Here is a 25720-nt window from a genome sequence, read left to right as displayed (position 1 = left end):
GGCTAAAGCCTTCGCCAGAACTAAGTAGTACACTAAGCTCGAAAATACCTCGCTAAGTGATTACTTATCTCTTCAGGTTCGTAAGCTCCTCAAGGAGTGTATCTGAAACTGTAATGATTCGGCTGTTTGCCTGGAATCCACGCTGTGTTGTGATCATGCTGGTGAACTCACTGGAAAGGTCTACGTTTGACATTTCCAGAACACCTGTGGTGATATAGCCGCCATCTGTTGTTACATCCTGAATTGTGGCTTCACCGGAGTTAAGTGTCTGAGTATAGAGGTTGTCACCATTCTTCTCAAGACCTGATGCATTAGCAAATTCTGCTGTTGCGATCTGTCCAAGGAGCTTTGTCTGACCATTTGAATAGGTTGCGTAAATTGTTCCGTCTTTACCTATTGTGACACCGTTCATCTCACCTACTGCACGTCCTGTCTTAAGACTCTGCTTATCACCCTTAACTGCTCCAATTGTGGAAGTAGCCATAGTGTTATAGTTTGTTGTAGGTGATAGATCCATGTTAACGTCTGTAAAGCCTGCCATCTTGGGCTGTCCATCGATAATAGCATCCTGATCAAAGTTAAGAACAATTTTCTCAGTAGGCTGCTCGATGGCACCGGTCTTGGCGTTGTACTTCATTGTGATCGAGTTATTTACAATCTGTAATGATCCATCGTCAAGTATGTGATATGTAAGGTTTTCATAATTGCCTGCTGTCTTGTCCGGTGTGTAGTTATATACATCGGGGAAGAAGTCTGCTGTCAGTGTTGCATCAAATATCTCTGATACATAACCGGTTCTGGGAATCCTGTCATAAATCACCTTTCCGTCCTGGCTTGCATTTCTGTAGGTTGCAGTTGTCTGGTCCTCTTCAATTTCAAATGTGAGCTGTGTCTCAGTTGTTGTCTGTGTGATTGCAAAACTCTTAACGCCTGAATTGTTCTTTGTTCCGACTGTAAGTTTTGATCCGTCTTCACTTAAGCTATAAGTAACGTCATCATTTCCGGGTGTGTAGTTATAAATAGCTTTAAGAACATTTTTCTGAGAATTGGTAAGTGTTGATAATGTTCCTGTAAGCGGTATAGCTGTCTCTACTTCTGACTTATAGTTCCTGAAAACTATATTAGCCCCTGTATTCATATAAACTGAATAATCATTCTGGTTAGCGTAGTCTTCATTTGAGGATCTTGTTGTAGTTGTCTTATGAATTGTCATTTTGCCGTCTGCAGCAATTTCATAAGTATAAGCATATGTATTATTACCCTCAGTAGCAGGTATATCTTCCACTCCCATTCCATATACCTGAAGAAGTTCTATGGATACGGCATCAATATTTGATAACGTTCCCTTTCTGTCAAAGGTATTGTTGGTATCTGTCTTTTTATTACTAAACAATACATGATCTGTATCAAGGGCTGTGTAGTTATATGTCGAGCTGTAATTTATGTCATTCTGTGTTGAAGTAGTGGTTGTCTCTCTTGTAAATGATACTGTACCTGTTCCATCTCCATTTTCAGTTATTGTATAAAAATATCTGTAATCATTATTGCCTGAATTCGGAGGTATTGAATCTGATGTAATTCCCATTGCTGTAAGCATGGCTTCCGGAGTTGTACCCTTAGTTAACTCACCTGAAAGACTGGGCATATCATAACCGTTAAAGTTATTGCCCGAAAGGGCTGCTGTCTTATCAGGCAGCTCGGTTGTAGTACCGGTTGTAGTCTTCTTAATTGTAAGATTCAGCTTACCATTATCAGATATGGTATATGAATATGTCCAATCAGTAGGATATTTTCCTGTAGTCAGATTATAGGCATTTCTTATGTCATCACTAAGTCCGCTACCTGTCTTTTCAACTTCAATATTTGTATCCGTATCAGCATTGTTAAATGTGATTGTAGAATCTGTTGTCTTTATTACTCTGTAATTTGATGCCAGATCCTTAACCTGATTCTCATAGGTATTGGTATAAAGTGTAACGTAGCCAACGCCATCTGAGGACAATGTATAGGAATAGTCCTTGACACCTTCAACAAACTCAAGGCTGTCGATATCAAGATTGAACATTGACTTCATAACTTCCTTCTGCTTATCATCAAGCACATCCGCATTGGGAAGATCTAGGTTTCTCGGTAGTGTTGCATATGTTGAATTCTCATATGTTCCATATGTGATAGTTGTATCTGTGCTGCTGTTCTTATAATATGTTCCGAGACTTGATGAAGGAGTATCTGCATTTGTTACGGGATATACGCTGATTGTTCCGTCAGCATTTATTGTATAATAATCTGTTGAAGCTACCGATGTGTCACCTGGTACACCAACTGAAAGATTATATACGTTTCTCAGAAGCTGAGGAGCCTTATCTACCAATGAAGCAATTGAGCCGCTTACCGGAATGCCTGAGTAAGCTGTAGCTCCTTTGGAATCCTTAAAGGAAGCATTTTTTGCACCAACAGTTGCTGTATAGTTGGTTGTTGTAACTACCTTAGTCCAGGAATCACGGATCTGATATGTCTGCTCATCATTATCAAGATCTGTAAAGGTCACATGACTGAGCTTCTCAGCTCCGATTGTGTTCCCCTTGGAATCAAGAATATCCTCAAGGGTCATTGTGTAGGTATGTTCAAGATTGTCAACGTCACGTACTGCAAATTTTGCTGTGTAGAGATAACCAAGATTGTCATAGAATTCAAGAGTTACAGTTTTTCCGTTGTCACTTGTGATATTTGTATCGTGGGCATCGATATTACCACTGACGAGAGCTTCTGTTGTTCCTTCCGGAGGATAGGTCATATTCTCAGCGTTCATGATCTGAAGTTTTCCGATACCACCGTTTGTATTAACAGTGATTGCGCCAGTCTCGGGATCTTCCTGAGCATTCCAGCCATATACAAAGTAACCTGTTGACTGCATTGCAAGGTTACCTGCACCATCCACGTAGAAGGAGCCATCTCTTGTAAACATTGTCTGGTTACCATTATTTACTACAAAGAAAGCATCTCCGGTAATTCGCATATCGAACGGATTGTTTGTTGTTTCCGTTGCGCCTTGCTGTGTGATTGCAGTTGCAATCGCGCCCGATTTTGCACCAAGACCAATCTGGCGGGCATTAATACCACCGGTTGTCTCGGTAGCTCTGGATGCACGCTGTGTGGTCTGATACATCAAATCACTGAAGGTGATAGACTGTGACTTGAAGGATGTGGTGTTGACGTTCGCGATGTTGTTACCGATAACATCCATCTTGACCTGGTGGGTCTTAAGTCCTGCTACACCAGAAAAAAGTGATCTCATCATAAGGCATGTCCTCCTGAAATACAGAGCGCTGTCATGCACTCTTCGGGGACGGCACACATATTCTATTTTCCGATTGGGAATGAATGAAAAGGAAACGAAAAATTTGAATTCCGTCTGGCGTTCGGGAATTCGTGACCTCCTTAGATACCTGCCACTGCCGGCTGGCTTACGGGCGGAAGTCTCCGCCCTCGGTCCGGTCATTTTTTATTCATTCTGATCGTACGATAGAACTTATGCGATTACCGCTCCGTCTATATTGGTAAAAATGTTACTGCCAGTTTCCTGACTATCCATCGCGGTCACTACTGTACTAGTTTTTACATTAACGATGAAGGCAAGCTGATCAACCAGGATAAGTGATTCGTTTATTCCTTTCGCATTGGCCTGATTCCGTGCGTTATTCAGGCGGTTCATCTGATCCTGTGTAAGCTCAATGTTGCGGTCACTTAGTCTGTTGGAAGCATGTTTTGAAAACTTAACACCTTCCCTGTTGCTCTCGAGCTGAGAGAGGATTTTACCGAAATCAGAATTCTGAACGCCGGCTCCGCCTCTTATCTTCTCGCTTTGACCAAGGTACTGGTTCTGAACCTGTTCAATTGAAAGGAATCCGCTATTGTCAATTCTCACGGCTTACTCCTTTCTTTAAACAAAAACACTAAGCCCTAAATTGCTCTGCCGATTTATATTTCGGCTAAGGTCTCATAAAAATAAGACCTTTTCTCATTTTTTAATAAAATTAATAATTAATGCTGCAATTTGAGTTATTTATCATTCCCCTGATACTGTCTGTGCAGCTTCTGTATCGGTTGCTGCCTCCGTATCCTCAGTGATCTTTGCTGCCTTTTCCTCCTCAGCTTTTTTCTTTGCCTCCTCTGCTTTCTGTCTTTCTTCGTATTCCTGCTGATTCTTAGCTGCTTCCTGAACAAGTTCTGTCGCCCTTGCATAATACTTTTCAAGAGTTTCTATATCCTTCTTGTCAACAAGTGCTACGGCATCAGCATCCATACTCTTATAGAAGTTGTAAGCTTCAAATATCTTCTGTGCATCAGTAAATACCATATTCTCATATACAGGGAACTTATCCATCATCTCTGCAAGGTCATCAGCCTGATCGTGAATCTCTACAAAATGAGTGTCAGCTACTGAATTAACATCCTCCATCTTGTAGTCCTTACCGTCGATGTTAAGATAGGCTTCTCCGCTCTTATATGTCACGTAGTCAACCTTGCCCTGAATCTTCTCGCCGCCTTCATTGGTAACGATTACAGTTTTACCCACAAGATCAGAAGCTCTTGACATCGTGAATGCCTCTGCCATGTTAGATAGCTGCTCTACCTGTGAAAATGTAGCGTACTGATTGATATACTCAGTATTTGATGTAGGCTCCAACGGATCCTGATATTTCATCTGAGCACACAGAATGTTCATGAAAGCATTTTTGTCATATCCCTGATTGGCTGCAGCCGCATTCTTTTTAGCTTCCTCGGCCTGAGCCTTTGTATCAAGGATCTTCCCATTTTCAACTACTGCATTTACGCTCATATAGTTTGTACCTCCAAGTATGCTCCCACGAAAAACTTCGCTTGCGCTTATTTCTCAGAATGGTCAAATGTTCTCTTAGTTAAATAGTACATTTGTAGTTAAGCTGAAAAATCCACTGAGTTTCCGTTAATTGCCATCATCTCAGCTGTGAGCTGATCTGCCTCGTCTATCTCATCGATTTCATCGAGTGAAATATCTTCAAGCCGTATTCTTCTCATGGGCTTTCTGATGGATTCCTGAGCATCCTGATCATCTTCCTTCTGGCTCTGACTGTCGTTAAGAGTCTGATCAAAAGCTCCTGCATTAACTGTTACCTCTACTGCGGTAACTTTAACTCCCTGTTCATTCAGCTTTTCCTGAAGCTGCTGAAGCTGTCCCTCGATAGCTGCTCTGACATCCTCATTCTGTGTCAGAAACTTGGCTACGACATTTCCGTCTTTTGCTGCTTCAATGATAACATTTACATTGCCAAGGCTTGCGGGATGCAGCTGCATTTCCATGGTTGTACTGTCGGCCTTTACATTCATCTTGATAAATTCAGTAATCTGATCCATTATATCCTGAGCGTTTGACCTTGCCATCTGCCCATAGCTTTCGGTTTCAACGACCTCTGAAAGAGATGCGGATATCTGATTTATCATCTGATTGTACTGTGAACCATCCATGTTTTCATGTTTTGGCTCATTATTCTGATCATGTCCCATATCACGTGGCTGCTGCTCGGTTGTGATCTCAATTTGGAATTTAGGCTCTTCAGGAGTAGTAACCTCTGTCTCAGATGGTTGAGTCTGAACTGTCTGCTGTGTGACTTCCTTAACTGTGCCTTCACCTGTAAGATCAAGTCTTACTGCTTCTGATGGGAAAGGTTCCTGCCTTGTTATATTTGCCTGCTCTGTAATTGCAGGATTCTCTTTGGTCTGCACCACACTCTCAGCAGCTCTCTGTTCAAGCTCCTCATTAAAGTTCTCAAGAGCCGAGCTAAGTCCTTCCTCAGAAAGATTGAATTCCTCCATGAGGTTATGTCTTGTAGTGTCAACCGCATCCTGCATGTTCTGAACATTCAGATAGACATCAGCATTGGTAACAATAGCCATCACATCATCTGCACCGGATATCTGTGCTACTATCTGAGTCATATTCATAGGATCCAGTATTGCTACATTTGTCAGTCCAAGGGTTGCCATGGCATTTTCGATATCCTTGATATCGACTCCCATGGAATCAGCCAGTTGCTGCATTAAGTCTCTGCTGCTATCAAGCAATGCCTGTTCAAGTTCTGAAAGAGCTTCATCAGCAATTTCCATGGCGAGGGCTTCTCCATCAGGATTTTCGTTTATCCCGGCCATAGCCTCCTGAACTACGTTTGAATCTTCCGTGACTTCAGTCGCAGACTGATTCTCATTTACATTTCCTTCAGCTTGTGCTTTACTTTCAGCAGCTTTTGTATCATCTGTCTTTGTGTTCTCAACATTGGAAGTGCCTTGTCCACTATCACTTTGCGAAGAGATTTCCGTAACCTTGCCATCTGCTTCATTTTGCACATTCTGAGTCTTTTCATAAGCTGCAGCTGCATTGTTGTCACGAACTGCCCCTGTTGAGGTCAGGGTCTTAGCCACGCTTAAATTTACTGCCGTAGTCTGCTTCTGAGTGTTTGCATTACTCAGGGCTTTTTGAAAATCGACTGTCTGCTCCTTTGTAGCAGCAATTCCTTTTGACTGCACGGTATTAGCAAAAAAATCAAGATTGTTAATACCCGGAATCGCGTTAGTAATCAAATCCTACTTCCTCCTTTCTTCTTCATTTGGGTATGGTTCACCCATAGTTCTACATAATGTTTATCGGCCATGTAAGTCAAAACTTAACCCACATGGCCGAAAAATATTAAAAATTTATAAAGCTTTTTTAGTTTCCTACACCTGATACTGTGGCCTTATGTGTAGAAGGCTCCATATAGTCAGTAATTCTGCCTGCATACTCCTCTGTCATCTTATCAAGTATGGCTCCTCTGTTCTCCGCACTCATTTTTCCTAAGATTCTGGAAATAAGTCTTACAGCATCTCCCGTGTCATTCTCGACCATTGAATCAAAAATAGCAGCTGCTTCTTTAGGTTTCATTGATGAATATGCCTTTACGTACTGCTCGAGCTCTATATCATCCGATTCTCCCTGAATAATCTGAGCATATATCTGTGCTGCCACATCCGGTTCTATCATTTCATAATACTTTTTGAACTCCTCGGGATCAGGAGCATTGTCAGCATAAACTACATTTTTATAAAAGTCTTCCTTTTGCTCTTCCAGCTTAGCCTGTTCCTCCTCAAAGGGCTGAAGTCTTGAAACCTCTGCCTGAAGCTTTTCATTTTCCTGCTGAAGAGTCGTGTTCTCTTCCATTTCTTTTCTTAATTCATTCTCAAGTCTCTTTATATAAAGATTAGCCTCATCCAGACTGCTGGCAAGCTGTTCATCAATAGGATTAACGGCTGTCTGCTGCTCCTCTATTTTCTTCTGAGACGCAGGTGTATAGCTTCCCTCCGGAAGTATTCCCTGTATTCCCGGAATATCCCCAATTATTGGAGCAAGGACATGTGAACCAAAACCTCCGACATCAAGTTTAATAAGTAGGCCCAGAATGATAAGCCAGATAACAATAATGATAAAGGTAACAACCAAAGTTGCTGCACCTCCGCCATCATCGCCGTTAAGCTCAGCTGTTCTGTCCGCAAGCTCTGCCTCTCGAATTCTGGCAGCCTTCATCTGCTCTTTGAGCTCAGCTCTTATGGCTTTTCTTTCCTCTTCTATCTTTTTTCTTGCCTCTTTATCAGGGGCAAGCGGTTTGGGAAGTACATTAGCTTCTTCCTTAGCCTTAGCTTCCTTTTCTGCCATTCTTATTCCTCTCTCGCACGCTGAATGTATGTGAAGCTTGTTCTCTCATCGACTTCCTTAGCTTCAGCCTCTTTTTCTTCCTCCATAAATTGCTCAAATGCCTTCTCTTTAAGTCTTTCCTGCATTTTTCGCTCTTGAACCGCCCTTGCAAGCTTCATTCTGGCGACTTCAAATTTCGCTCTGTAGGAATCTACCTTAACTTCCTGATCCTTAATAATGACGTCCATCTGCCTCTGATAGTAATTATTGTCCATAATTTGCTGAACATCCATAATCGCGGCACTTCTAAGCTCATAGCCTTCCCGAATGAATTCATCACGGGTGGCTATATAGCCATTTAAAATATCTATCTGATCATTTAATTCTTTGGAGGCACTGGTAAATTCCATTTTGACCTGCTCCTCCTGCTGCATCCTTAGGTTTAGCACGCCCTGGAGTCTGTAATTAAATCTTGCCATATGTCACCCCTTGTCCGCTGCCCGGTACATCATCCTAATGATTTGCAAAATATTTATTCCTATTCCTTAAACATGCTCTCCAGTTTTGAGACCACCTCTTCATAGGTGAACTTCTCATCTGTCTCCTGCATAAGAAATTCGTTTACTGCATCGATTTTGGACACAGCATAATCTATAGACTTATTGGCACCTGCTTTGTAAGCTCCGATATTTATCAGATCCTCCGCATCAGAATATGTTGCAAGTACATTCTTGAGCTTACCTGCAGCTCTTTTCTGTTCCGGCGGAGCAATTGCACTCATACATCTTGAAATGCTGGCAAGAACATCTATCGCCGGATAGTGGTTTTTCTGAGCAAGCTTTCTGTTTAGAACAATATGCCCATCAAGAATACCTCTGGCGGTATCAGTTATAGGTTCATTAAAATCATCACCGTCAACAAGAACCGTATACAGTCCTGTAATGGAGCCGTTCCTGGATTTTCCTGCTCTCTCAAGAAGTTTTGGCATCTCAGCATAAACACTTGGCGGATAGCCTCTTGATACAGGAGGCTCACCACTTGCCAGGCCTATCTCTCTCTGTGCCATTGAAAAACGTGTCAGGGAGTCCATCATAAGAAGCACATCTTTTCCCTTATCACGAAAATACTCTGCTATCGAAGTAGCTGTCTTGGCAGCTTTAAGTCTTACCAGCGCAGGTTTATCAGAAGTTGCAACCACAACAATTGATCTCTCCATACCTTCGGGACCAAGGTCTCGTTCTATGAACTCTCTAACCTCCCTGCCACGCTCTCCGATAAGAGCTATAACATTTATATCAGCATTGGTATTTCTTGCAAACATGCCCATAAGTGTCGACTTTCCAACGCCTGATCCGGCAAAAATACCAATTCTCTGGCCTTTTCCTACAGTCAAAAGGCCATCTACAGCTTTTACGCCAAGAGACAATACATCAGATATCGGATCTCTGGTCATAGGATCCGGTGGCTGATTCTCTACAGAATATGCTATTCCATTCTCCAGCATAGTCCCTTTACCGTAATTGGTACCATCGATTCTGCCAAGGCCATCCAGAGTTTTCCCAAGAAGTCCTTCGCCCACATTGACCCTCAGAGGCGAATCGGTATTTTCAACAATGCTGCCGCTGCCAATTCCGCTTATATTCTCATATGGCATCAAAAGGACATGGTTATCCTTAAATCCCACAACCTCTGCCATGGTGCCACGTCCTGATGGTCTGCCAACACTCTCTCCATCCTTTTTCTTGGAGTAGATATAGCAGATATCTCCCATTTTGGCTTCAGGTCCCGCAGACTCAATAGTAAGTCCAACAACATTAACCACCTTGCCTCTTACTCTGTAAAACATGTTGTTAGTTATCTTCTTGTACTTTGAATAATCAATAATCCCATTTGCCATCAGCGCTTATTCCTATCAAAAGATAACAGCTTAAGCTTTCTTGCTAGCTCAGAAAGCTCAACACCTAGTGAACAGTCAAACACCCCGCCTTCAGATTCGATAATGCATTCGTTTTCTTTTAGAAGCGGATCCTCAATAATCTCAAGTGTTGAATTGGGTGAAGCCATAGCTTCCTCCAACGCCGGTTTTTCATCAGATACAAGATCATAGTCATCTGATGAAATATGAAGAATAATATCTGTTCCATTCTCCATCTTATTAAGTGTTGTCTTTATCAGATGGAGAATAATATCCTTGTTTTCCTTAAACTCAACATTAAAAACATGTTCATATATCTGAGTCAGAGTGTCCACCATGTCAGGTTCTATGCTGGCTACGAGCTGTTGAAAATCAGTCTGCTGCTTTGCCTTTTCTTCCTCAATCTCGGCGCTGGCTTCAGCCTTCATGCGCTCAATTTCTTCTTCAGCCTGCCTTATGCCTTCCTGATAGCCTTCAGCTTTTCCTTCTTCAATTGCCTGATTTTTTATCTGTTCTGCCTGTGAATTGGCATCCTCCACAATCTGTTTTGCCTCTTCCTCAGCCATCCTGATCTGCTCATCTATCTGAGCCTGTATCTCCTCAAGGTTGATCTGAGGGGCTTCCTCAGGCACAGGAGCAGGTTCTTCATTCATCTCCATTCCAAGATTCATATCATCTTCGGACATTCCGGAAACCTGATCATCAAATCCTTCCTGCCCAAATTCAGGAGTATTCTCATACTGATTTTCATCGAAGGCTTCCATGCCATTGTTTTCATAGCCTTCTTCATCATATGAGCTCTTCCCGTATGTACCTTCCGAACCATCATAGCCCATTCCATAGGTTTCACCTTCACCGGGAAATCCTTCCTGAAACTCATCCATCTGCCCCTGGTCATCAAAATTGGTATTGCCAATTATATTCTGACCTTCATCATAGGCATTTATCTGCTCAAAACCGAGACCTTCTTCAAACCCACCAAAAGTAGGCACTGGTTCACCTTTCTCCAATGCCTCCCTTCTTTTTGCTTCTTCAGCCTGATATTTTTCAATTTTTTTCTCAGCGAGTTCGTTGTTATCAATTATATGCTTTTCATTTTCATTAACCTGATACCAGCCGAACTTCAATAAATTAGATTGATTAGACAACCAGGTCATCACCTCCGCCTCTTGAGATTACAATCTCACCGGCATCTTCCAGCTTACGGATGACATTAACAATCTTCTGCTGAGCTTCCTCAACATCCTTCATACGTACAGGTCCCATGAAGTCCATATCTTCCTTGATCATCTGAGCAAGACGCTTGGACAGGTTGTTAAAGATAGCATTCTGTACCTGCTCGGTAGAGCCCTTACATGCAAGACCGAGGTCAGCATTATCAACATCACGCAGCACACGCTGGATGGCACGGTCGTCCAAAAGAAGGATATCCTCGAATACGAACATTTTCTTGCGGATCTCATCAGCAAGCTCAGGCTGCTCGATTTCCAATGTCTCCATGATGTGCTTCTCAGTAGCACGGTCAACAGCATTGAGGATTTCAACAACAGCATCTACACCACCGACAACCGTGTAATCCTGATTAACAAGTGATGAAAGCTTGGATTCAAGTACTCTCTCAACTTCCTTAATTGTATCCGGGCTTGTTCTGTCCATTGTGGCAATTCGCTTGGCAACATCTGCCTGTCTCTCAGGCGGCAGCGCTCCAAGAATCATAGCACTCTGCGCAGAAGACATATAGGACATAACAAGAGCAATTGTCTGCGGATGCTCATCCTGAATAAAGGTAAGCAGCTGAGAAGGATCAGCCTTACGAATAAATTCGAAAGGTTTAACCTGAAGTGATGCTGTCAGCTTACTGATAACATCCATCGCCTTGTCTTCGCCAAGTGCCTTCTCAAGCAGTTCCTTTGCATAGTTAATACCACCCTCTGCAATATACTGCTGAGCGAGACATATACCATAGAACTCCTCTATTACTGCTTCTTTAACCTGAGGTGTTACGCTTCTGGTATTAGCGATTTCAAGAGTAAGTTCCTCTATTTCATCTTCTTTTAGATGTTTAAAAATTGCTGATGATTTTTCAGGTCCAAGAGCAATCAAAAGAATTGCCGCTTTTTGTGTACCCGAAAGATTAGCTGTAAGTGCCGGGTCATAATTACCCGCCGGTGGAAGTGCTCCTCCTTGGGCAGCGCCAGCATCCAATTCGTCATCATCAAACTCTTCGCCGTCTATAGCCATAGCAATACTCCCCTCCGTGTATTAGTTAGCATAAATTTTTATAACTCAAAGTCCTCCTTCAGCCAGTTACGCAAAAGAATTGCAGCCGCTTCCGGATTTTCCTCTATAAATTTCTCTATAAGTTTCATAGTCTCGCTGCTCTCCTCCATTGTGATATCAGCAAGACTGTCCTCGTCCTCCAAAAACTCTTCAGGCTGAGATTCCAACAGTTCCTCAACCGAAAGCTCCTCAGGAAGTATTTCCTCTTCCTGCTCTTCAATCTCAATCTCTTCCTTCCTTGTTCTGATACTTCTCCAGATAACAAAGCCGAGAAGTCCGAGAATAAGAAGTATCAGGATAACCTGAAGAACATCTGCAAATGTTATACCCTTGCCTTCTGAATCAAAGAATTCAGGCTGGTTATATGCAGTCATTGAAATATTAGCTGCAGAAATACCTGTTGCCTTCGCAACAATATTTATCGTATCTTCAGAAACCTCCGCCTGAGTAACTCCGGTATTTTCTTTAAACTCAGCCCAAGTCATTCCATCATGATCGTCCGGATTATAATTATCCTCATTGTAGATCACATATGTAGTTGCAGTTACGGAGATGGAGGATTCCTCGTAATTAACCTTTCCCGGAGGAGTGTCTGAAGTGGTTATCTCCTCGTTCGGAAGATAATCCTTGGACTCTTCTTCAATAGTGGATGACGAATTTTCATTATCCTGGAGCATATATGATGTCTCATCATCATTGTTGGTATCTGTCCCGGGAATACCACTGGTTCCGTTTACATTGTTAGCATTATAGCTGTCTTCATGACTTAAAACACCCTGTGTCTGTCCTTCGGCAGGCGTATAGTTGTGGGTAGTCTTTTTAATGTTTGAAAAGTCCAATATCAGGTTACTTGCTACTTCAATATCATTATATAGCTTTGTTCCTTTAAGTACTCTGATAACCTCACTTCTAACCTGCTGTTCAGCCTTGGTCTTCGCATTTAGCTGAGTGCTTGCGAGTCCTGTCGCCGAGTTATCCTCAGAACCTGAAAATAGCAGATTACCATTGGTATCCATAATGATGATCTTCTCGGTAGTATTATTACCAAGAGCCATCGCGGTCGCTTTTGCAAGGAATGCCGCATTATCCTCCGTGAATGCTTCAGGATCACTTAGTCTTAGGAAAACGCTGGCCGAGGATTCCTCATTTTTGGATAAAAGAGTTCCGTCATTTGTAGGAATGTGCAGTTCAACCCTGGCACTTTCAATAGCGTCAAAATAATCAGCAAAATCCGAAGCAAGCTTTTTCTCTTTATACTCTACATATTTTTTCTGCTTATCAGATTCAGTTGTCGAAAAGCTTCCATCAACTACATTGTCAATAGTGTAAGTATCAGGCTGAATATAGTTTGTTCCAAGTAAAAGAGAGGCACTGCTCTCATCCGATTTCAGAACCTCAAATCTCAGATTATCATCTGATTTTCTATAATTTATACCATTTTCATCAAAAAGCTCAATGACCTGCTGAGACTCCTTCATAGTCTCAACTGTCGCCACTGTCACGTATTGAGGCTGATTAAAAACAGTTATCAGAATCACCGCTGTAAATATCAAAGCGGCTACTCCTGCACCTATAAGCGTCTTCTGTCTTCTTGTAAAACGATTCCACCACTCAAGAGCACGATCTCTGAGTCCCAAAAGACGTTCTCTCATACTCCTCTCCTCCCAAAACTATAAAAAACTATAAATGAATTTCATAAGGAAATTCATGCCCCTGTTGCAAAGGCAATCCAAAGCTGAAAAGCAGCCTTGTAATAATTCATAAACTCAGATCTGCATCTGCATAATTTCTTTGTATGCCTGCAGCATTTTGTCACGGACCGCAATGGTATATTGCAGTGCTGTCTCAGCTTTTTGCAACGCTATTGCAAGATCGTGAGTATTATCTGTCTCGCCGAGAGACCACTTGATTTCTTCATTCTCAGCATCCGACAGATATGCATTTGTTGTATTTATATTCTCTACTGCCCTGTTGAAAATGTTAGTAAACGATCCATCATTACCAAATCTGTCCCCAAGTGGATTAGTAACCCTGGAATTAGCTTTCTCAGCATTTCTTATTGCAGTTGAATGTACATTTCTAATCTGGCTAATATCAATATCTGCCATGTGCTCCTCCTTTGCAGCTTCCCAAAGCTGCAAACATTCCGGTCAACAAAACATATATGAATTATCAGGACTGAGCTATTGAAAGGCCCTGCCCCATCAGGTACTTACTGGATGCAAAGGCTGTCGCGTTGGCCTCATATCCTCTCTGCGCGTCAATAAGGTTGGTCATCTCAGTAACTATATCAACGTTCGGATAAGTAACATATCCGAATTCATCGGCATCAGGATGTGACGGATCATAAACCATCTTATAATCTGTCCAGGTGTCATCCCTGACAGATGAAACCTTAACGCCTCTTCCGCTATAGTGGTCAAGTCTGTCATTCAGAATCTTGGAAAAAGGTGTCTGCGTTCCCTTCTCGGCAAAGGTTACGACTTTTCTCGTATAAACGTCGCCTGTAGCATCCCTTGTAGTATTGGCATTGGCAATGTTCTCTGAAATGATATCCATGCGAAAACGCTCAGCTGTCATTCCTGAGGAATTGATATTAAAAGAATCAAAAATATTCCCTGTACTTATCATAAGCTACACCCCTTTATCCTCTCATAGCATTCTGAAGGTTGGAAAACTCTGATCTGATCCCAAGCATAACACCCTGATACTTTATCTGGTTAGCTGCAAGGGTAACGTTCTCAGTATCTATGTCAACATTATTGCCGTCCATTCTGTATGAAAAATTGGAATAGTCCGTATATGGTCTCGCCTTAAGTCTGTTGATCTTAAGGCCGGAAACCTTAGCATCCATAGTCTTGTATCTGGAATTGCCAAGTGCACGCTCAAGTTCCCTCTCAAAAGCAACATCCTGTCGCTTATAATTGGGTGTATTAACATTCGCAAGGTTATTAGACAGCACTTCATTTCTGATCCATGAAGCGTCTGCCGTCTTATCAAGTACATTAATGTAATCAAATGCATTGCTGTTGATCATAGACTCCCCTCCGTACAAAAGGCTTTCCAATTTTTGGCATACTACTGTATTTTTACCTTTTAACCCTTATTTACATATTAAAATGATTTTTATCAAATTACAAGTGATTTGGCTTAAAATCATACTTTATATTGTGTTTTTTATCACCATTAGATACAAGAATTAGTTTTTCATTCGCAGCAAAACGATATTATGCAAAAAGGGACCTATCCAAACAGATAAATCCCTTCATCTCCATCCGTCCTAATTGATATCTCGGATAAAAAGCCATATCCCATTACATCTGGGACTTAAGTTTTTTGATTTCATCAAATACAACGTCATTAAGAACCTTTATATACGTTCCCTTCATGCCTGAAGATCTGGACTCAATAACGCCGGCACTTTCAAATTTCCTAAGTGCATTAACAATAACGCTTCTGGTAATTCCGACTCTGTCAGCGATCTTGCTTGCTACAAGCACACCCTCCATGCCGTTTAACTCATCGAAAATGTGTATGATTGCTTCCATCTCAGAGAATGAAAGTGTTCCTATCGCAGACTTAACAACTGCAAGCTTCCTGCTTTCCTCAGCATTTTCCTCATTAACCGCACGAAGCATCTCAAGTCCAACTACAGTTGTGCCATACTCACAGAGAATAATATCATCAATGTCATAGGGTTCGTCACACTTGTAGATAAAAAGTGTTCCCAGTCTCTCACCGGCAATCTCAATAGGTGTAATAATTGCCTGATATCTTCTCATATCGACATCTTCAAATCCAAGTGTCTCCAGATTTACATTTTCTTTTGTAGACAAAACTGTAAGAAGTCTCTCATTCAACATAGGATCTATAAAGCTTCCCACATCGTCAACAAGCATCTCGCCAAGTGAGTCTACAGCCTTTGCCTCACCGATTCCCAGAACCTTGCCCTTCCTGCTTATTACCAGCATATTGGAATTTAATATTTCACACAAAACTGAGCAAATATCGTTAAAAACTACCTTCCCGGAATTACTGTTGTGTAGAAGTTTACCAATTTTTCTGGTTTTGTCCAAAAGCTGTACGCTACTCATGAAAAAATTCTCCTTTTATCTGAAAATGTTTATAAATTTACATAAATCTACTACAACTAATGCGATTGTACCACATAATATAAACTACATCAAAGAGATTTGTTTATATTTTTATTAAAATTTAATGAATATTGCAACAAATCGAAAAAGACAAAAAAATAGCGCAGATACGTAAATTATATCCGCGCTATTATATATTTATCAGTCTTCCTTACCGCGATCTTCAATGTGTCCGCATTCAGGATCGTTGCAAACAAGTTTATTATTCTTTATCAGCATGAGCCCGCCGCACTTAGGGCATGCCTTGCTTGAAGGTTTTTGCCAAACCATAAAATCACAATCAGGATTGTCTATGCAACCATAGTACAGACGCCCCTTCCTTGTTCTTTTAAGAACAATGTCCTTGCCACACTTAGGACATGCAACACCGATTTTCTCATAATAAGGCTTAGTATTTTTGCACTCCGGAAATCCCGGGCATGCAAGGAACTTACCGTGAGGACCATACTTGATAACCATGTTGCGTCCGCAGTTTTCGCAGACAACATCTGTTGCTTCGTCCTGAATTTCAACCTTTTCAATCTCCTTCTGCGCTTTCTCAACCGCATCTGCAAGATCAGGATAGAAATTTTCAACTATAGTCTTCCACTTAACATCACCTTCTGCTACGCCATCCAGAAGAGTCTCCATATTTGAAGTAAAGCTTACGTCAACAATCTGAGGGAAAGCTTCATTCATCATCTTGTTAACAGCTTCGCCAAGTTCAGTCACATAAAGGTTCTTATTCTCCTTTGTGATGTAATGTCTGGCAAGGATGGTTGTTATAGTAGGCGCATAGGTACTGGGTCTTCCTATTCCAAGTGCTTCAAGGTCATGAACAAGTGAAGCCTCAGTATAGTGAGGCGCAGGCTGTGTGAAATGCTGCTTTTCTTCGAATTCCATAAGCTCAAGCTCAGAATTCTCATCTATTCTCTTGGCGAGAGTATTCTTCTCAATCTGATCGTCTTCGTCAGTATATACGTTCATGAAACCATCAAATACTGTTCTCGATGCAGCAACGGTAAAACGATGATCACCGGCATCGATTTTGACAGAAGTAGTCTCATACTTGGCAGCTGCCATTCTGCTTGCCATAAATCTGCGCCAAATAAGCTGGTAAAGACGGAACTGATCTCTGCTGAGAAATTCCTTAACAGCTACAGGTGTATTGTTTACATCCGTAGGTCTTATTGCTTCGTGAGCATCCTGGATCTTAGCTCCTGCTTTACTGCCCTGGGCATTTTCAGCAAGATATTCATCTCCAAATGCATTCCTGATATAATTTGCAGCAAGAGCCTGAGCCTCATCAGATATGCGTGTTGAATCTGTACGAAGGTATGTAATAAGACCGACTGTTCCGGCCTTGCCCATATCGATTCCTTCATAGAGCTGCTGCGCTGTTCTCATAGTTTTCTGAGTAGAGAAATTAAGCGCTTTTGAAGCCTCTTGCTGAAGTGTTGAGGTTGTAAAAGGAAGCGGTGCTTTCTTTGTACGCTCGCCCTTCTTGATCTCTGTTATCTTAAATTTCTTCCCCTTAAGGTCCTTTAAAATTTCATCAAGCTCAGCTTTTGAATTAATCTCAGCTTTCTTACCGTCTTTTCCATAGTAATGAGCTACAATGGGCTTTTTCTCACCCTTAACCTTAAGTGTCGCGTCAAGTGACCAGTATTCCTGAGGGATAAATGAATTGATCTCATCCTCTCTGTCACAGATAATTCTAAGTGCTACAGACTGAACACGTCCCGCACTGAGTCCTCTCTTAATTTTCTCCCAAAGAAGTGGAGAAATCTGGTATCCCACCATCCTGTCAAGGACACGTCTGGCCTGCTGAGCATCAACAAGGTTCATGTCAATGTCTCTTGGATGCTTCATAGCTTCCTTTACCGCAGACTGTGTAATTTCATTAAATGTCACTCTTGAAAAACGATCCTTGGCATCCTCAAGCTTAAGCGCAGTCATAAGATGCCATGAAATAGCTTCACCTTCACGGTCAGGGTCAGTTGCGAGATAAATATGGTCAGCGTTTTTAGCTGCCTTTCTTAAAGCCGCAAGTACATCACCTTTGCCTCTGATTGTTATGTACTTCGGTTCAAAATCATGTTCAACATCAATTCCCATCTGGCTTCTTGGCAGATCACGAACGTGTCCGTTACTCGCTGCGACCTCGTAGCCGTTGCCCAGGAATTTCTTAATTGCCTTCACCTTTGTAGGTGACTCTACAATAAGTAAATTTTTCTTTTTACTAGCCATTAAAAATGCCCCTCTTTATATTAATAGGAAGTTCTGTTCCATAGTTTCGTAATATACACTAAAAATATGGGCATTGCAATATGATTTTTTTAAAGATGTGACAATAATATGTAACACAATACAAGAAAATTGCAAATAAATTGGGCACCGATCCTGCGATCAGTGCCCTTTAATTCTGAATTTCCAATGGACTAGTTCTCCTTTTCTGTTTTTTATTGTAAACGAATCGCCAACCAAAACCATGTTGCGCATCATGATTTTTTCTGACTACCGGCATCCAAATTACTCGCCAACTATGTAGTCTTAATGATTCGTTAGAAAAATAAAGAATAGCAGGTTCGAATTGGTGAAGCACACGCCGCCTCATCTCACCCCTATTCACAAAACAGATAAATTTCTCTGTTCTTACTCGGGTAAAGCACTCGCTACCTTTGCTACTACTGAGCATTTATCTGCTCGTCTGTTGGTAATTATGATGATACCAACCCCGGATTAATTTGTCAATACATTTTGAATTTATTTATGCCTTATTTAGATAATTTTTATTATCAATATAAATTGTCGCTTTTTTTAGTATTTAGTGACACAATTAACTAATTATTTAAAAGGATTTTAATTTTTTCATGGCTAAAAAGTGTTTTTGACATCTATTTTGTACTTTTCAAATGAGCGCATACCATATATTGTATATCAATATTGTCACCCGTAATTATAAATTGTAGTTGACAATAAATACAATTCATCCTATTCTATCTTTGTCACCTGAATTATTTCATAAAAAGGTGACAATATTATTGACAGAAAGAAGGAAAAACAATGAGTGAAGAATTAAGTAATGCAAGATCAGAAATAATTGACAAGGGACAATCCGCTTCTGTTAAGGATTTATGCTTTATAGCTGTTTTTACTGCCATAATCTGTGTATTGTCACAACTTTCAATCCCTATGCCTGCCGGTGTCCCCATGACTTTACAGACGCTGATAATTCCTTTGGCAGGAGTTGTTATCGGCAAAAAGAAAGGAACATATGCAACTCTTTTATATCTGCTGATCGGTGCAATCGGCATTCCGGTATTTTCAGGCTTTAGCGGTGGTATAGGTGTACTTCTTGGTTTAACAGGCGGATTTCTTATATCCTTCCCAGTACTCTCATTTACAGCCGGGCTTGGTGATGAACTTGGTTTAAAGCTTGGTCGCAAAGATGGAAGTAATAAAGTAATGTACTATATTCCTCTCGTGCTTTGTCTTGTAATTGGTGCTACAATAAACTATGTATTCGGAACCGTTTGGTTTATGTTTGCATCAAAAACATCATTTATTGCAGGTTTTGCTGCTTGTGTTCTTCCATTTATTCCAACAGCAATCCTCAAAATTATAATTGTTGCAATCGTCGGTCCCGAGCTCAAAAAGCGTTTATCACCAATACTAAACTAACGAACAAAAGGAACAGATGTATGCCGGACACAAAAAGTAAAGTGCTTAGTTATTTAGAAGGAAACAGTGGCAAATTCACATCAGGTGAAGATATTGCCAACAAGCTGAACATTTCACGAAACAGTGTCTGGAAAGCTATAGAATCCCTGCGAAGAGACGGCTTTCAAATCACAGCCGCTTCCCGCAGGGGTTATTCTTTATCAGGAAAAGCTGATTCAATAAGTCTGGAGGAGATAAAAAGATATCTTCCAAGCTCTATTAATTCAGACATGATCAAAGTATATGATTCACTTGAGTCCACTAATAAAACTGCAAAAAGCGAAGCATCCTTTGACGCTCCACACGGAACGGTCATCATCGCATCCAGGCAGACAGGAGGAATCGGCCATAATAAACATTCTTTTTCATCTCCTGTTGGTGGAATATATATGAGTATTGTTTTGCGTCCCGAAGACTTTGTCATTAAAAATCCGGACAAAATTCGGGAATTCTGTGTTCTTAGTGTTTGTCTGGCTATAGAAGAAGCAACTGGATTATCCGCAAATATCGGACCAACAAATGACATTTTCATACAAGAAAAAAAGACATGCGGTATTCTCTTAGAGGCAAGCTCAGATTTCGACACCGGAGAAGTACAGTTTTTAATTGCAGGTATCGGGATATATTTTAATTCAGATTTATCAGACATCCCCTCTGAGCTAAGGTCCACCACAGGTAGCCTTTTCAAAAAAGATAATGCAGCAATTACTAAAAACGAACTGATAGCCGGGATCTTACAGCGATTATTATCCTCAGAAAAAGTCGATGAAAACATGCTATCAAATGAATATCACAAAAGGCTCATGTGTACATAAAGTGGTCATAAAAGATTTAAAAAAATAATAAAAAAAGACGTCCCTCACATTTTTTTGCATGGGACGTCTTTTGTCTTGTTTATTTTGCCTTTGGCATCATCTGTTTAAGATTATCAGGTGTAAAGGAATATGCTTTTCCGCAGAAATGGCATTTTATCTCTACGTCCTCTCCCTCAGAGGCAAGGTCTTCCAGCTCCTTTTTACCAAGAAGAATCAGGGCTCTCTCAACTCTGTCTCTGTCACAACCACAATGAAACTCAACGGGCATATTGTCTGTAATCTCATAGTCAAAGCCATTAAGAACAAGTTCAAGAAGCTCTTCCGGTGTCTTTCCTTCTCTGAGTATATCCGTAACAGATTTCATACCCTGAATATTACCTTCAAGCTTACTTATAACCTCTTCTGTGGCACCGGGCATTAACTGTACGATAAATCCACCAGCTTCCATAATTGAGAAGTCATTTTTCACAAGAACACCCAACCCAACAGAAGAAGGAATCTGTTCTGACTCCACAAAATAACAGGTAAGGTCATCTGCTATTTCTCCTGATAATAGTTGGATTGTACCTACATAGGGGTCCTTAAGGCCCAGATCTCTGGTAACTGTCAGAGTTCCGTTACCTACTGCCCCACCTACATTCAAGTGGCCACCCTCGTTATTTGGAAGTGCCACCTGATTATTTCTAACGTACCCCTTAACCTGCCCTTTATTATTAACAGTTGCAAGAAGTCCGCCAATAGGGCCATCACCTTCAATTGTTATGGTGAGAGCATCCTTATCATTTTTTAGCATGTCACCCATCATTAGAGCACCACTCATAAGTCTTCCCAACGCAGCGCTGCATATAGGGCTAAGATCGTGTATTTTTCTGGCTTCCTCCACCAGATTCCTTGAAGTTATCGCAAAGGCTCTTATCTGTGCGTCAGCAGCTGTAGCCCTGACCATGTAGTCTCTGTATTCCATAAAACCTCTTACCTATTAAGCTAATGATGCAGTTATGATTGCCATAGAATAAACCTCAACCGCATTGCAGCCTCTTGACAGATCATTGATCTGTGCATTAAGTCCAAGAAGTATCGGACCGTATGCTTCGAAATTACCCATACGCTGTGCAATCTTGTAGCCAAGGTTACCTGCATCGATGTTAGGGAAAATAAATGTATTTGCATATCCTGCAACAGGAGAATCAGGAGTTTTTACTCTTGCAACCTTAGGTGAAACCGCTGCATCAAACTGAAGCTCACCATCTATCGGAAGATCAGGATATTTTTCCTGAGCCTTTCTTGTAGCATTCTGCATCTTTGTTACAGAAGGGCTCTTCGCAGACCCCTTAGTTGAGAATGAAAGGAAAGCCACCTTAGGATCAACACCAAATGCCTTTGCACATTCTACAGTCTCACCACAGATTTCAACAAGCTCATCCTCTGTAGGATCAATATTGATAGCACAGTCACCCATGGCAATTACTTCGTTATCGCCAATAGCTGAAGGACGAACCAAAATAAAACATGAAGATACAACGCTGTTACCGGGTTTTGTCTTAATAATCTGAAGTGCAGGTCTTACTGTATCAGCTGTTGAATAAGTAGCACCACCAAGCAGACAGTCAGCCTTCTTCATCTTTACAAGCATTGTTCCGAAATAGTTAGCCTGTGAAAGAATGCCTCTTGCCTGTTCAGGAGTCATTCCTTTGCTCTTACGAATCTCAACAAACTCGTCAACCATAGCTTCAAAATCGTCATAGTTCTTAGGATCGATAATCTGAGCGCCTCTGATATTATAGCCCTCCTGCTCAGCATTCTTATAAATTACATCAGGATTACCAAGCAAAACAGGCTTCAAGAAGTTACCTGCAAGAAGTCTGGACGAAGCCTCCAGAATTCTGGGATCCTCTCCTTCAGTAAACACTATTGTCTTTGGACTGGCCTTTAATTTTGCAATCATCTCTCCAAAACCATACATTCTAAATTCCTCCTAAAATATGAAAATTGGTTAAAAAACCTCTATACATTGATATAAATTATTTTAAAAACATAATGTGATATTAATTATGCCACAAAATTATACATCCTACGTAACTAATAACTCAAGAATAGATAAAATATTATCAAAGTTTTATAAACTGATTATCGCATATAAAAAGAGCCCTTGAGATTGCAGCACTATAAAAAAAGTAAACCGCATCTCTCAAAAGCTCTTTTGCTTTTACAAATAACTAAATACCGAATAGTTATTATCAATCCGGAAGGTCAATCTTCTTTCCGTCTCTATGCATCGAGAATTTATCCATAGGATAGTTCTTAAGATTTTCAAGAACCTTTCTTCCATCTGCCTTAGCAAGAAGACTTGCTCTAGCCTTAGTTATTTCTGTCTCTGTTTTGTGTTTTGACGGGCCACCTACGCAGCCACCGGGGCAAACCATACCCTCAATGAAGTCATCGGGGAACTTACCCATCTTAAGCAGTGTCAGTGCCTTCTTACACTCAATTCCGCCTGCAGCTCTGTGAAGCTTAAGATCACCTATATCCTCGCCTCTCTCCTGCATACACTCAATAACTGCATTGGCAACACCACCGCTTGTAGCGAAGCGCTTACCCCAGATAGAAGATTCCTGATACTCATCCTCAACAGGTTCAAATTCAACATCCTTAGACCTCATAAGTGCTCTGAGCTCGCCATATGTTACTACAAAATCTGCATTATCCGGTACATCAGGATCCTGAGCCTCAGATTTCTTTGCAATACAAGGTCCTACAAATACAGTTACGCATCCGGGACGTGTAGCTTTTAAATATCTTGAAATAGCACACATAGGAGAAACAGTTGAGGACATATTATTCTCAAACTGCTCCGGGAAATGTTTCTTAAGCATATTAATAAATGCAGGGCAACATGAGGTTGTCATCTTTTTGCCTTCTGCATATGCTTCAGCCCATTCCTTAGACTCATAAGCAGCAGTCATATCGCCACCAAGTCCGACCTCGACCATATCTGCAAAACCGATCTTTACAAGTGCCTTCTTAACAGCTGCCATAGTTATATTCTCACCAAACTGACCTTCTGTAGCAGGCGCACACATAGCAATTACTTCCTTGCCTTCCTTGATAGCCTCAATAATCTGTACGAGGTAAGTCTTAGAGCCAATAGCTCCAAAAGGACAATTATGTATGCAGTGTCCACACTGTATACATTTATCCTCATCTATCTTGCAGTAGCCATATTCATCATAGGTGATAGCACCTACAGGACATGCTTTATGGCAAGGACGCTCAAGATGAACGATTGCGCCATAAGGACATGCCTTAGCACACATTCCACACTCTTTGCACTTAGCGGGATCAATATGCATTCGTACATCACCGGGATGAATAGCATCGAATTTACATGAATTAAGACATGCTTTTCCAATACAAAAACGGCAATTATCAGTTACTGAAAATGCTGAAATAGGACATTCATCACAAGCAGGGTCAATAACCTGCACAATATTTTTTGAATCCTTGTTATATGTCGTACTCTGTCCACAGGCAAGGCGTATTCTCTGACGTACTATTTCACGTTCCTTGTAGACGCAGCATCTGTACTCAGGCTTCGGACCAGGAGCAAGCTCATAAGCAAGTTTATCCTTATGCTCCTCATCAAGTTCACCCTTCCAGGCAAGGCGACATACCTCCTCCATAATCTTGTGTTTGAAACTAACCAGTCCCTTGTCGTTTGTTACCATAGAAATCTCCCAATTCTAATAATACTGTTATTAACTACATATACTATAAAGCTTTATTAAAGCTCTATTTTTCTGCAAAACTCCAGGCCTTCCGTATCATGTGCCGTTATAAGAAGCGGATTTCTGCCCTGTTTTTCTCTTATATAATCTATTACATTTTTCCTGTTATCACTGTCAAGACCTGTGAAGGGCTCATCAAGTATCAGCATATCCGAAGGTATGCTGCATGCCCTTACTATCGCAACGCGTCTTTTCATGCCACCTGACAACTGCGATACTGGTTTATCAAGACAATCAGCAGGAAGAAGTCTGGTAAGCTCCTCCCTTGCTACCTTCACAGAATTTTTACGGTTTACCATAACAACATTTTGTATCGGAGTGAAGTCCTCACATAATCTGTTTTCCTGGAAAACCACACCGGCATTAAGATAGGGATATTTATAGTCCCCCATAAAATGCACTTTACCGCTATCCGGCTCCTCGAGACTAAGAAGAATTCTTATAAGCGTTGTCTTGCCGCAGCCTGACGGACCTGTAACAACATAAGAATGATCCTCTTCTATCTCCAGATTAAAATTATTTAATACATTTAAGCTTCCGTAAGATTTACAAATATTCTCAAGATCTATCGTCATTCAGGCCTCCTCTGCATTAGTCCCGGCATCGTTTGAAGCCCCCGGCATAAACAGCATCTTGCACAGATAGATCAAAAATGAAAACATTTTTTCCGTAACCCATGATGCCAAAATAATTGTAAATGTCCAGGCAAATACCTCTGCAGTATCAAGGTTTATTTTTGATCTGTACAGCCCGTTTCCCATGGTAAGAAGAGGTTGCCCTATAACTTCCGCTGCTACTCCGCTTTTAAATCCCATGCCTACAGCTACTGAAAAAGCTCCAAGGTATGAAGGGATAAGCGCAGGAATATATATATACCTGATTTTTGCTGCAGTGGGCATTCTGTAAACATGTGCCATCTCCAAAAGCTCATTGTCAGCAGCAGTAAATCCTCCGACAGTTGCAAGATAGATGATAGGAAAAACCACAAGTGTCACTATTACAGTAGATAGACTATCACTTCCTATCCATATTAATATAAGTACTACAAAGCTTGCAACAGGAACCGACTTTAATGCGGTTACAACCGGTGATAGAAACTCACCAAGCAACTTAAACTTAAGAGAAAGCGATCCCAGCAAAATACCGGTAATGCCGCCCAAAACTATTCCGGACACTATATGAAAAACAGAGCTCAAAACCGATGTGCCAAAGTCTGCAGATCCTGCCATACCAACAAGGGCCCTGAAAGCTTCTATAGGTCCTGCAAGAAGTATTTTATTATGTACAATAAGAGAGGCAATTTCCCACAGCAAAAGCCAACACAATGCAATTCCTACTTTTTTTATTCTCTTCAAAACTATTCCTCT

At 41.1% G+C, this 25720-nt stretch carries 22 protein-coding genes; 2 read left to right on the top strand and 20 right to left on the bottom strand.

The window, feature by feature from the left end; translation table 11 throughout:
• Positions 1-64 precede the first annotated feature (64 nt).
• The 15 genes from ACHCNF_RS01090 to topA all read right to left on the bottom strand — a co-directional run bounded on the left by ACHCNF_RS01090 (position 65) and on the right by topA (position 18280).
• Positions 65-3298 (bottom strand): flagellar hook-basal body complex protein, encoded by a 3234-nt coding sequence (locus ACHCNF_RS01090; RefSeq protein WP_408070958.1) that lies wholly within the window; start codon positions 3296-3298, stop codon positions 65-67.
• 231 nt (positions 3299-3529) lie between these two features.
• Positions 3530-3925: a TIGR02530 family flagellar biosynthesis protein gene (locus ACHCNF_RS01085; RefSeq protein ID WP_408070957.1), complete on the bottom strand. Its 396-nt coding sequence runs from the start codon at positions 3923-3925 to the stop codon at positions 3530-3532.
• 141 nt (positions 3926-4066) lie between these two features.
• Positions 4067-4840 (bottom strand): flagellar hook capping FlgD N-terminal domain-containing protein, encoded by a 774-nt coding sequence (locus ACHCNF_RS01080; RefSeq protein ID WP_408070956.1) that lies wholly within the window; start codon positions 4838-4840, stop codon positions 4067-4069.
• Positions 4841-4938: 98 nt separating this feature from the next.
• A complete protein-coding gene (locus ACHCNF_RS01075; protein WP_408070955.1) occupies positions 4939-6615 on the bottom strand; it encodes a flagellar hook-length control protein FliK in 1677 nt (558 codons plus the stop codon).
• Between the two features lie 127 nt (positions 6616-6742).
• Positions 6743-7723, bottom strand: coding sequence for a MotE family protein (locus ACHCNF_RS01070; protein ID WP_408070954.1), 981 nt, complete (start codon positions 7721-7723; stop codon positions 6743-6745).
• A gap of 2 nt (positions 7724-7725) precedes the next feature.
• A complete protein-coding gene (fliJ, locus tag ACHCNF_RS01065) occupies positions 7726-8181 on the bottom strand; it encodes a flagellar export protein FliJ (RefSeq protein ID WP_408070953.1) in 456 nt (151 codons plus the stop codon).
• Between the two features lie 59 nt (positions 8182-8240).
• Positions 8241-9599: a flagellar protein export ATPase FliI gene (gene fliI, locus ACHCNF_RS01060; RefSeq protein ID WP_408070952.1), complete on the bottom strand. Its 1359-nt coding sequence runs from the start codon at positions 9597-9599 to the stop codon at positions 8241-8243.
• Positions 9599-10765 (bottom strand): FliH/SctL family protein, encoded by a 1167-nt coding sequence (locus ACHCNF_RS01055; protein ID WP_408070951.1) that lies wholly within the window; start codon positions 10763-10765, stop codon positions 9599-9601. The genes fliI and ACHCNF_RS01055 overlap by 1 nt, the downstream gene beginning before the upstream one ends.
• Entirely contained in the window at positions 10758-11858 is a 1101-nt protein-coding gene (fliG, locus tag ACHCNF_RS01050) for a flagellar motor switch protein FliG (RefSeq protein WP_408070950.1), read from the bottom strand. The genes ACHCNF_RS01055 and fliG overlap by 8 nt, the downstream gene beginning before the upstream one ends.
• Positions 11859-11896: 38 nt before the next feature.
• Positions 11897-13549: a flagellar M-ring protein FliF C-terminal domain-containing protein gene (locus ACHCNF_RS01045; protein ID WP_408070949.1), complete on the bottom strand. Its 1653-nt coding sequence runs from the start codon at positions 13547-13549 to the stop codon at positions 11897-11899.
• 114 nt (positions 13550-13663) lie between these two features.
• Positions 13664-14005, bottom strand: coding sequence for a flagellar hook-basal body complex protein FliE (gene fliE / locus ACHCNF_RS01040; RefSeq protein WP_408070948.1), 342 nt, complete (start codon positions 14003-14005; stop codon positions 13664-13666).
• A 64-nt stretch (positions 14006-14069) separates the two neighbouring features.
• Positions 14070-14528 carry a flagellar basal body rod protein FlgC gene (flgC, locus tag ACHCNF_RS01035; RefSeq protein WP_408070947.1) on the bottom strand — a complete coding sequence of 153 codons (459 nt, stop codon included), beginning with the start codon at positions 14526-14528 and terminating at the stop codon, positions 14070-14072.
• 13 nt (positions 14529-14541) lie between these two features.
• A complete protein-coding gene (gene flgB / locus ACHCNF_RS01030; protein ID WP_408070946.1) occupies positions 14542-14934 on the bottom strand; it encodes a flagellar basal body rod protein FlgB in 393 nt (130 codons plus the stop codon).
• A gap of 277 nt (positions 14935-15211) precedes the next feature.
• A complete protein-coding gene (codY, locus tag ACHCNF_RS01025) occupies positions 15212-15991 on the bottom strand; it encodes a GTP-sensing pleiotropic transcriptional regulator CodY (protein ID WP_408070945.1) in 780 nt (259 codons plus the stop codon).
• Between the two features lie 201 nt (positions 15992-16192).
• Complete coding sequence (gene topA / locus ACHCNF_RS01020) at positions 16193-18280, bottom strand: type I DNA topoisomerase (protein WP_408070944.1); 2088 nt, start codon at positions 18278-18280, stop codon at positions 16193-16195.
• A gap of 816 nt (positions 18281-19096) precedes the next feature.
• On the opposite strand from topA, the gene ACHCNF_RS01015 reads away from it, so the two are divergent.
• Together ACHCNF_RS01015 and ACHCNF_RS01010 are read left to right on the top strand one after the other, a co-directional pair.
• Positions 19097-19714: a biotin transporter BioY gene (locus ACHCNF_RS01015; protein WP_408070943.1), complete on the top strand. Its 618-nt coding sequence runs from the start codon at positions 19097-19099 to the stop codon at positions 19712-19714.
• A 20-nt stretch (positions 19715-19734) separates the two neighbouring features.
• A complete protein-coding gene (locus ACHCNF_RS01010) occupies positions 19735-20568 on the top strand; it encodes a biotin--[acetyl-CoA-carboxylase] ligase (RefSeq protein ID WP_408070942.1) in 834 nt (277 codons plus the stop codon).
• Between the two features lie 79 nt (positions 20569-20647).
• On the opposite strand, the gene hslO is transcribed toward ACHCNF_RS01010, so the two are convergent.
• The 5 genes from hslO to ACHCNF_RS00985 form a co-directional block, all read right to left on the bottom strand.
• Positions 20648-21532 carry an Hsp33 family molecular chaperone HslO gene (hslO, locus tag ACHCNF_RS01005; protein ID WP_408070941.1) on the bottom strand — a complete coding sequence of 295 codons (885 nt, stop codon included), beginning with the start codon at positions 21530-21532 and terminating at the stop codon, positions 20648-20650.
• A 15-nt stretch (positions 21533-21547) separates the two neighbouring features.
• A complete protein-coding gene (pta, locus tag ACHCNF_RS01000) occupies positions 21548-22531 on the bottom strand; it encodes a phosphate acetyltransferase (RefSeq protein WP_408070940.1) in 984 nt (327 codons plus the stop codon).
• A 274-nt stretch (positions 22532-22805) separates the two neighbouring features.
• Positions 22806-24293, bottom strand: coding sequence for a 4Fe-4S dicluster domain-containing protein (locus ACHCNF_RS00995; RefSeq protein ID WP_408070939.1), 1488 nt, complete (start codon positions 24291-24293; stop codon positions 22806-22808).
• Between the two features lie 56 nt (positions 24294-24349).
• Positions 24350-24928, bottom strand: coding sequence for an ABC transporter ATP-binding protein (locus tag ACHCNF_RS00990; protein ID WP_408070938.1), 579 nt, complete (start codon positions 24926-24928; stop codon positions 24350-24352).
• A complete protein-coding gene (locus ACHCNF_RS00985) occupies positions 24929-25708 on the bottom strand; it encodes an ABC transporter permease (protein WP_408070937.1) in 780 nt (259 codons plus the stop codon).
• Between the last annotated feature and the right edge of the window lie 12 nt (positions 25709-25720).

Source organism: Butyrivibrio sp. NATIVEDY162 (assembly GCF_045999815.1).
Taxonomy (GTDB): Bacteria; Bacillota; Clostridia; order Lachnospirales; family Lachnospiraceae; genus Butyrivibrio.
This window is presented reverse-complemented; position numbering and strand designations above follow the sequence as displayed.

What these genes read in the sequence shown, in the direction of transcription:
- ACHCNF_RS00990 (WP_408070938.1), bottom strand. Translation starts at nt 24,928, where the DNA reads ATGACGATAGATCTTGAGAATATTTGTAAATCTTACGGAAGCTTAAAT.
- ACHCNF_RS01080 (WP_408070956.1), bottom strand. Translation starts at nt 4,840, where the DNA reads ATGAGCGTAAATGCAGTAGTTGAAAATGGGAAGATCCTTGATACAAAG.
- ACHCNF_RS01015 (WP_408070943.1), top strand. Translation starts at nt 19,097, where the DNA reads ATGAGTGAAGAATTAAGTAATGCAAGATCAGAAATAATTGACAAGGGA.
- fliE (WP_408070948.1), bottom strand. Translation starts at nt 14,005, where the DNA reads ATGGCAGATATTGATATTAGCCAGATTAGAAATGTACATTCAACTGCA.
- ACHCNF_RS00995 (WP_408070939.1), bottom strand. Translation starts at nt 24,293, where the DNA reads ATGGTAACAAACGACAAGGGACTGGTTAGTTTCAAACACAAGATTATG.
- ACHCNF_RS01045 (WP_408070949.1), bottom strand. Translation starts at nt 13,549, where the DNA reads ATGAGAGAACGTCTTTTGGGACTCAGAGATCGTGCTCTTGAGTGGTGG.
- fliJ (WP_408070953.1), bottom strand. Translation starts at nt 8,181, where the DNA reads ATGGCAAGATTTAATTACAGACTCCAGGGCGTGCTAAACCTAAGGATG.
- codY (WP_408070945.1), bottom strand. Translation starts at nt 15,991, where the DNA reads ATGAGTAGCGTACAGCTTTTGGACAAAACCAGAAAAATTGGTAAACTT.
- flgC (WP_408070947.1), bottom strand. Translation starts at nt 14,528, where the DNA reads ATGATAAGTACAGGGAATATTTTTGATTCTTTTAATATCAATTCCTCA.
- topA (WP_408070944.1), bottom strand. Translation starts at nt 18,280, where the DNA reads ATGGCTAGTAAAAAGAAAAATTTACTTATTGTAGAGTCACCTACAAAG.
- fliG (WP_408070950.1), bottom strand. Translation starts at nt 11,858, where the DNA reads ATGGCTATAGACGGCGAAGAGTTTGATGATGACGAATTGGATGCTGGC.
- ACHCNF_RS01070 (WP_408070954.1), bottom strand. Translation starts at nt 7,723, where the DNA reads ATGGCAGAAAAGGAAGCTAAGGCTAAGGAAGAAGCTAATGTACTTCCC.
- flgB (WP_408070946.1), bottom strand. Translation starts at nt 14,934, where the DNA reads ATGATCAACAGCAATGCATTTGATTACATTAATGTACTTGATAAGACG.
- ACHCNF_RS01090 (WP_408070958.1), bottom strand. Translation starts at nt 3,298, where the DNA reads ATGATGAGATCACTTTTTTCTGGTGTAGCAGGACTTAAGACCCACCAG.
- pta (WP_408070940.1), bottom strand. Translation starts at nt 22,531, where the DNA reads ATGTATGGTTTTGGAGAGATGATTGCAAAATTAAAGGCCAGTCCAAAG.
- ACHCNF_RS01010 (WP_408070942.1), top strand. Translation starts at nt 19,735, where the DNA reads ATGCCGGACACAAAAAGTAAAGTGCTTAGTTATTTAGAAGGAAACAGT.
- fliI (WP_408070952.1), bottom strand. Translation starts at nt 9,599, where the DNA reads ATGGCAAATGGGATTATTGATTATTCAAAGTACAAGAAGATAACTAAC.
- hslO (WP_408070941.1), bottom strand. Translation starts at nt 21,532, where the DNA reads ATGGAATACAGAGACTACATGGTCAGGGCTACAGCTGCTGACGCACAG.